This is a genomic window from Psychromonas sp., assembly GCF_983033635.1.
The window spans coordinates 1,037-6,749 of record NZ_CEZLMY010000181.1; the positions used below are offsets into that span (position 1 = coordinate 1,037).

5 protein-coding genes are annotated in these 5,713 nt (G+C 40.0%); 2 read left to right on the forward strand and 3 right to left on the reverse strand.

Going from position 1 to position 5,713, the window contains the following annotated elements:
- Nucleotides 1-852 precede the first annotated feature (852 nt).
- Nucleotides 853-1,449: a transglutaminase-like cysteine peptidase gene (locus tag AC4GME_RS16155; protein WP_490378302.1), complete on the forward strand. Its 597-nt coding sequence runs from the start codon at nucleotides 853-855 to the stop codon at nucleotides 1,447-1,449.
- Nucleotides 1,450-2,588: 1,139 nt separating this feature from the next.
- Complete coding sequence (locus tag AC4GME_RS16160; protein WP_490378301.1) at nucleotides 2,589-3,362, forward strand: substrate-binding periplasmic protein; 774 nt, start codon at nucleotides 2,589-2,591, stop codon at nucleotides 3,360-3,362.
- Nucleotides 3,363-3,606: 244 nt separating this feature from the next.
- Here the strand turns inward: AC4GME_RS16160 and AC4GME_RS16165 are convergent, their stop codons facing one another.
- The 3 genes from AC4GME_RS16165 to AC4GME_RS16175 form a co-directional block, all read right to left on the reverse strand.
- Nucleotides 3,607-4,074, reverse strand: a complete 468-nt coding sequence (locus AC4GME_RS16165; RefSeq protein ID WP_490378300.1) for a hypothetical protein — start codon at nucleotides 4,072-4,074, stop codon at nucleotides 3,607-3,609.
- A gap of 496 nt (nucleotides 4,075-4,570) precedes the next feature.
- A complete protein-coding gene (locus tag AC4GME_RS16170) occupies nucleotides 4,571-4,765 on the reverse strand; it encodes a winged helix-turn-helix domain-containing protein (protein WP_490379768.1) in 195 nt (64 codons plus the stop codon).
- Between the two features lie 339 nt (nucleotides 4,766-5,104).
- Nucleotides 5,105-5,587, reverse strand: coding sequence for a hypothetical protein (locus AC4GME_RS16175; RefSeq protein ID WP_490379767.1), 483 nt, complete (start codon nucleotides 5,585-5,587; stop codon nucleotides 5,105-5,107).
- Between the last annotated feature and the right edge of the window lie 126 nt (nucleotides 5,588-5,713).

Below are 5,713 nucleotides of genomic sequence, written 5' to 3' on the forward strand. Positions count from 1 at the left end.
CAGGCTTTCATGGCGAGTTGCACTTCAATAATAATCACGTAATAACAGGTTGGGAGTTTTATAAGCTTTGAAAAAGCAGCTTTTCAGACTAGCTAAGATGCGCTGTTTTCGATAAAAACGTGAGCCATCGCTATATAACAATAATTACCACTGCACTTTTTTCAGCTACTAACAAAATATGTTGCCACTTGTGTTTGTATGGCGTTATGAAGTGGAATATAAAAAGCGGACTGCAAATCTTTCCAATAAAGTTAGATAATTGAAGATTGTTATATTCACTTAGATGTTTGAATTTCTAAGGCACTTCGTGCAGCAAAGTGGTCAGATAGTGAAAATTCAAGCGAGCATACTTTCCGAGAACAGTTCAACCATTATCAGAAATTCCCACGCTCGTTTTATGCCCTTTCCGACATAGAAAGCTAACTCACAATCGCTCCTTCAGTAGGATGATCCCTTGGCTCTTTAGACTCTGCGTGTACATTAATCAGGTGTTTCGCCGAATCCGCAATGTGCGACTGTACTTTCAATTTTCGGACACTCTTTTGATAAAAAATCCTGATGCCCGCTTGAACACTTGCTAGCTAAATACGATATGTTTGTTTGAAGCCGACTTGACGCACATTGCATATATTTAATTTAACTTGAAAACAAATCTCTTAATTTGACAAAATTGCTTTGCAAATTTCAATATCAATGTTAAAAAAGCCGCTTTAATCTATGTGCCCAATTCATCGACAGCTGTTTTTCTGCCCTGTCGCCGACGATTGTTTACCCTTGCCTCTTTTACGGGCGTTGTGGTGACACGTGCGCAAAAATACTATTAATGCTTTAAACAGCTAACAAAAGTGGATAATGAAAACAGTAATTTTTATATTTATCACCCTCTTCACAATCACAGGGCATTCACATCAATTTTCACAAAATAGTGAAATGTCACAACGAAGAGTTATCTCGACAAAATTTGAGATGGAAGGCTACCGCGATCTAGCTGAAATCGAAAAGGTTCAATCTGTTAATAGATACTTTAATCGCTTTCAATATTTAAAAGATATTAATGTGTGGAAAAAAAAGAACTACTGGGCAACTCCTAAAGAGTTCGTTACTAATGGTGGTGGAGATTGTGAAGACTTTGCCATTGCAAAAATGTTTCACCTGATAGATCTTGGTGTCGATTCGAGCAAATTAATGCTTGCCTATGGAAAAACACTCCCGTCAGATCAAGATCATATTGTTCTGCTCTATTACAAATTACCAAACTCAACTCCACTAGTCTTAGACAATAATGAAAGTTACCTAGAGCCACTAAATGAGAGAAAGAATCTCAAACTTGTCTATGCCTTCAATGTTGGTTATGAAAAAAATTTAGTTTCCCCAGATAAATTCAATCGCTACAGGGTCAGGGTCAACATGATCAGTGGCATCCAGGACCTTATGGGCAGAATGAATTGAAATCAAATCAAGAAAGTACTAAATAAAATAATTCAGTACGATCATACTCGCAGGTCATCTCATCTAAAACCACGAGACCTGCTCAAGCAAATGACTATTGACTATTGACTCGGATGCTCTAGCCACAGTCTGAAATCATATCGCGCGGAACAGGTATAATATTGTACTCAAGAGCAAGCTTTTTAAGCTGTTTTAAAGCCCAGACAGCATAATTATTAGAGAAGAAAGAAAAGAATATATGAAAACATCAAAGAGCTCTCTTGGAGATATCTGAAATAGCATCTACAGCTATATTTATCTCTTCAATGCTATTAAATATAGGATGAATAAAAGCCCTTTTTTGATTTGAGTAGTAATACACTTTGCACCGTTGCCCCTCATTTCTTTGATTTTGGCAAAGTAGCGGATGTAAAACACACTCTTAAGGTTATTCGCGAGCAATGCGCTGAATTGCACAACACTATGTTTGCCCACCAGAGCATTTATCAACTGACCAATTAGAAGATTACTTTGTACAACACATTGAGTCTCATTCTTGGGCACCATAAAGCTCAATAGAAACTGTTTACTGTTCTTTTAGCAAAATATATTAAGCAGCGACTGGGTATGTACCTGCTGATAATTTTGGTAGATCTTTTGTTGAATGGTGTGATGGTGATAAAGAATGTGTATATTCAAAAGGAAATTGATATTAGTACGGTTCAGTAATTATTAGGACACTCGGATTTACGTACCATCGAAATGTATACACATGTCATTGTAAGCAGAATCGCAGGGACAACGAGTCCAGTAGATTCCCTTATCTACAATAGATGACAACCAATAAAAATATGTACGATGTCTGAGTCTAAAATCACTATTATAAATGATTCCCTAAGGCAATTTGTGCCCCAAGCGCTAGGCAACGAAATGTATAACTAATCACCTTTTCTTAATTTATTGAACGTAATAGGTAGATCTCTACTATGCTCGCTTTTTCCCGAAAACGAGCGTTGTGCAAGATTTGAAAGCTTCATTACGTTTGGATCTTTGTACACGCTTTCAGAAAAAGCGTGCTAGTTAAGCCAGCTCGAAAACACACCTTCATTTGAACTTGCAACTCAACGGCAAGCTTCTACACTGAATGAAAGGGAGATGCTATGGGGTGTAAAACAGGGTGGATCTGGCTTTGCTTGAGTTTATGGTTCAGTACCCTGTCCGCCGAAGAGGGGCAGACGGTGGCCGATCTGAACTTTATTACCGAGTCTTATCCGCCTTATAGCTTCGAGGAGGACGGCGTATTGCGGGGGATTGCGGTCGATCTGCTGGTAGCGGCCACCGCGCACGATCCTGTTCCGGTGCGGCGCAAGGATATCAGACTGATGCCCTGGGCACGGAGCTACACACTGGCCTTGCAGGGCCCCAATATTTCCCTGTTCGCAACCACCCGTACCCCTGAGCGAGAGAAACTATTCAAGTGGGCCGGGCCTATCTGTAAAAATCGGGTTGCGCTGTTCGCCAAGAAGTCGAGCAAGATAGTGATCTCCATCCCTCAGGATATAAACCGTTATACCGTTGGGGTAATCCGTCACGATGTCGCTGAACTGATGATGCTTCGTCTGGGGGGCGATGGGATCCGGGTGGTTCGCTCTTCCCGAGGGGAGGCGCTGGTAAAGCTGTTGGAGCGGGATCGTATCCAGCTTCTGGCTTATGGGAAGCCGGTGGCGCGCTGGTATATTCACAATGCCGGACTGGATAATGCAAACTTCGAGGTGGTCTATGAACTCGACGAAGCGGATCTCTATTACGCCTTCAGCCGCGACGTTGACGACGCCCTGGTCGAGAAGCTACAAAAAGCGATCGATCGGATCAAGTCATTGCCGGGAGTGTTCGGCAAGACCCTGTATGACGATATTCTGCTGGATTACCTTTAAACCGACAACCAGATGATCTTTGCCTGTGATTGGGCGACAATACGGGCACACCAATCGTTAGGAATATAAATGATAAACCTTTTAATCTTCTAGCGATTTATCACGGCGCACTGGGTGTCCAATAATTTCTACCGATTAGAAATTGGAAAACGGCCTTAAATCGCTTTATGATTGCGTTTGAAGACCGTCTTAAAGACTAGGTTTAAAAACCACAGTTACACAGAATTATTTACAGTGTCACAAATTATGCAGTTGTATTGATAATCGAATCCCTTTCTTCTAGACCAAACTCTTCCATAACTTGAGAATAGATAGCCTGCCTATCCTGATCGCTGAGATTAGCTTGATCGCTGGACGCAAGCTTTTCTTCTAAGAGTTCCCCCAAATAACTTACCATCGAACTAATTTCTACAGAGCTTTGAGCTGGCAGAGGAGGTGGAGCTGGTCTGCCTCTTTCGCCTTCATTATTAACTAAATCACCAATAGTTTGTGCATCAAAACCAAGTTCAGACATAGCATCTCCAAGACCTGCACCCGGCTTAATTCCTCCTTCAGAAAATGTTTCCACTATGCTTAAAGCATCTGCTTCAGTTAAATTTTCAGGATCAAACTCAGCTAAAGTATCTGATATTAATGTCTGCTGTTCTGCGCTTAATGCTTGTTCCGAACGTGATGGCGGTATAGACAAAGATGAATTGATTGAGTTAATCATATTAATTCCTTTAGGGGGCAAGGTGGCTTGTGATCCTGATACTCTTGATTGCTGAGCACATCATCACTGTCTGTATCTATATCTGCAAAAACCGTCTGATGATCACCATGAGGCAACTCTTGTAAAGAAAACTCATCAAAATCAATTTCTCCGTCAGCATTGGCGTCTATCGAGGTAAAACTTGGGCGAGGAGGTTTTTTACCCTTAGCTTGCTGATTGTCTTGTGCATAAACTTAGCTAGAAAGGACTAAGCTCATAGTTATGGCAATCATTACATTGGAATGAATACTCATACCTTTCTCCTGTAGTTCTAAACATTCACCGTAAGATTAACAACAGAAATTGCAAACAATATGCAAGAAATGAGGAAGGTGGTAATTAATAAAAAATAAAAGCTCTAATGTATTAATGGGTAGTGTTCAAAAATCTGTGTCATTTCAGTAAAATCTACTAAAACAGAAATGACACATGACTAATGAAATATTTACAGGGTTATTTATTGTAAAACCAGACGGTAACCTGCACCGTAAACTGATTGAATAAAATCTTTACCCTGACTGATATCGGTCAATTTTCTTCGCAGCTTTTTGATGTGACTGTCAATGGTTCTATTATTAACGATACGATGGTCAGAATACATATTCTGCATAAGCTGCTCGCGCGTAAATATACGACCAGGTAGACCGACTATACGATCCTGTTACCACTATAGAATCATTTATAGACGGTTTTGAATACGCCCCATTATTTGCATCTGATTATCAAAATAACTTCGGCACGTTATACACCTCAGTATACAACCCACAGCTAAAAGCAATGGAGTTCCGCTGGAACTACCATGCTCGAATGTATCAATCATTTGCAGTATTTGTCGAACAGGGAATTGGGGTTAGATACGAGCTTGCTTTCTATTTCAGCTCACTTAGAGATGAAGCTGAACGCTTTTTATGTAACTCCATAACAATGCCCTGCTTCCAGTTTTCGGGAAATAATGTTATTTGTATCATTTCATGCAGTGACAGATAAACGATTAAAATCGATAGCCATGAGCACCAAACATCGCACCGACCAGCGTAATAATACTTATCGTTAGCAATACAATATGCATAAGATGTAATTTTCTAAACGTCTTTGCACTGTTTGCTAATGCTTGTTTTCTAAACCAATCATGTAAAAACCAGGGTTCCAATACAAACAGTACCAAGGTAAACAACAGCCAAACAATGACCATCAAGTGCATCCACCAAAATTCCCAAAGTAAAAATCGATACCAGATCTGCATCACGTCAATCAGATAGATACCCGAGATAAAGGTTAATAATGTGGTAATTCGCGCTTGAATGGCAAATTTGCCTTCAAGTTTTTCAAACAGCGCCAAGCGGTTATTGATATCAGGAATCTGTTTTAAAGAGGGGATTAAAATTGTGCTAACAAACGCGACGCCACCAATCCAAAATACAACGGCAAAAATATGCACTGCACGCGCAAAAATATAGCTGTTAACACTGTCCATAAACATCCTTGCTGGGAAATAAAAGCAATATCTTAGCATTATACTCAAGTATTGTTTATTGGTCTTGTTAGTTATACCAATTCCACTAATTAGATGATCTATTTAGGCGCAGGAAAAATGGATGAA

Bases quoted from the DNA above. Each gene is read 5' to 3' on its own strand.
- AC4GME_RS16155 (WP_490378302.1), top strand. From the start codon at position 853: ATGAAAACAGTAATTTTTATATTTATCACCCTCTTCACAATCACAGGG.
- AC4GME_RS16160 (WP_490378301.1), top strand. From the start codon at position 2,589: ATGGGGTGTAAAACAGGGTGGATCTGGCTTTGCTTGAGTTTATGGTTC.
- AC4GME_RS16165 (WP_490378300.1), bottom strand. From the start codon at position 4,074: ATGATTAACTCAATCAATTCATCTTTGTCTATACCGCCATCACGTTCG.
- AC4GME_RS16175 (WP_490379767.1), bottom strand. From the start codon at position 5,587: ATGGACAGTGTTAACAGCTATATTTTTGCGCGTGCAGTGCATATTTTT.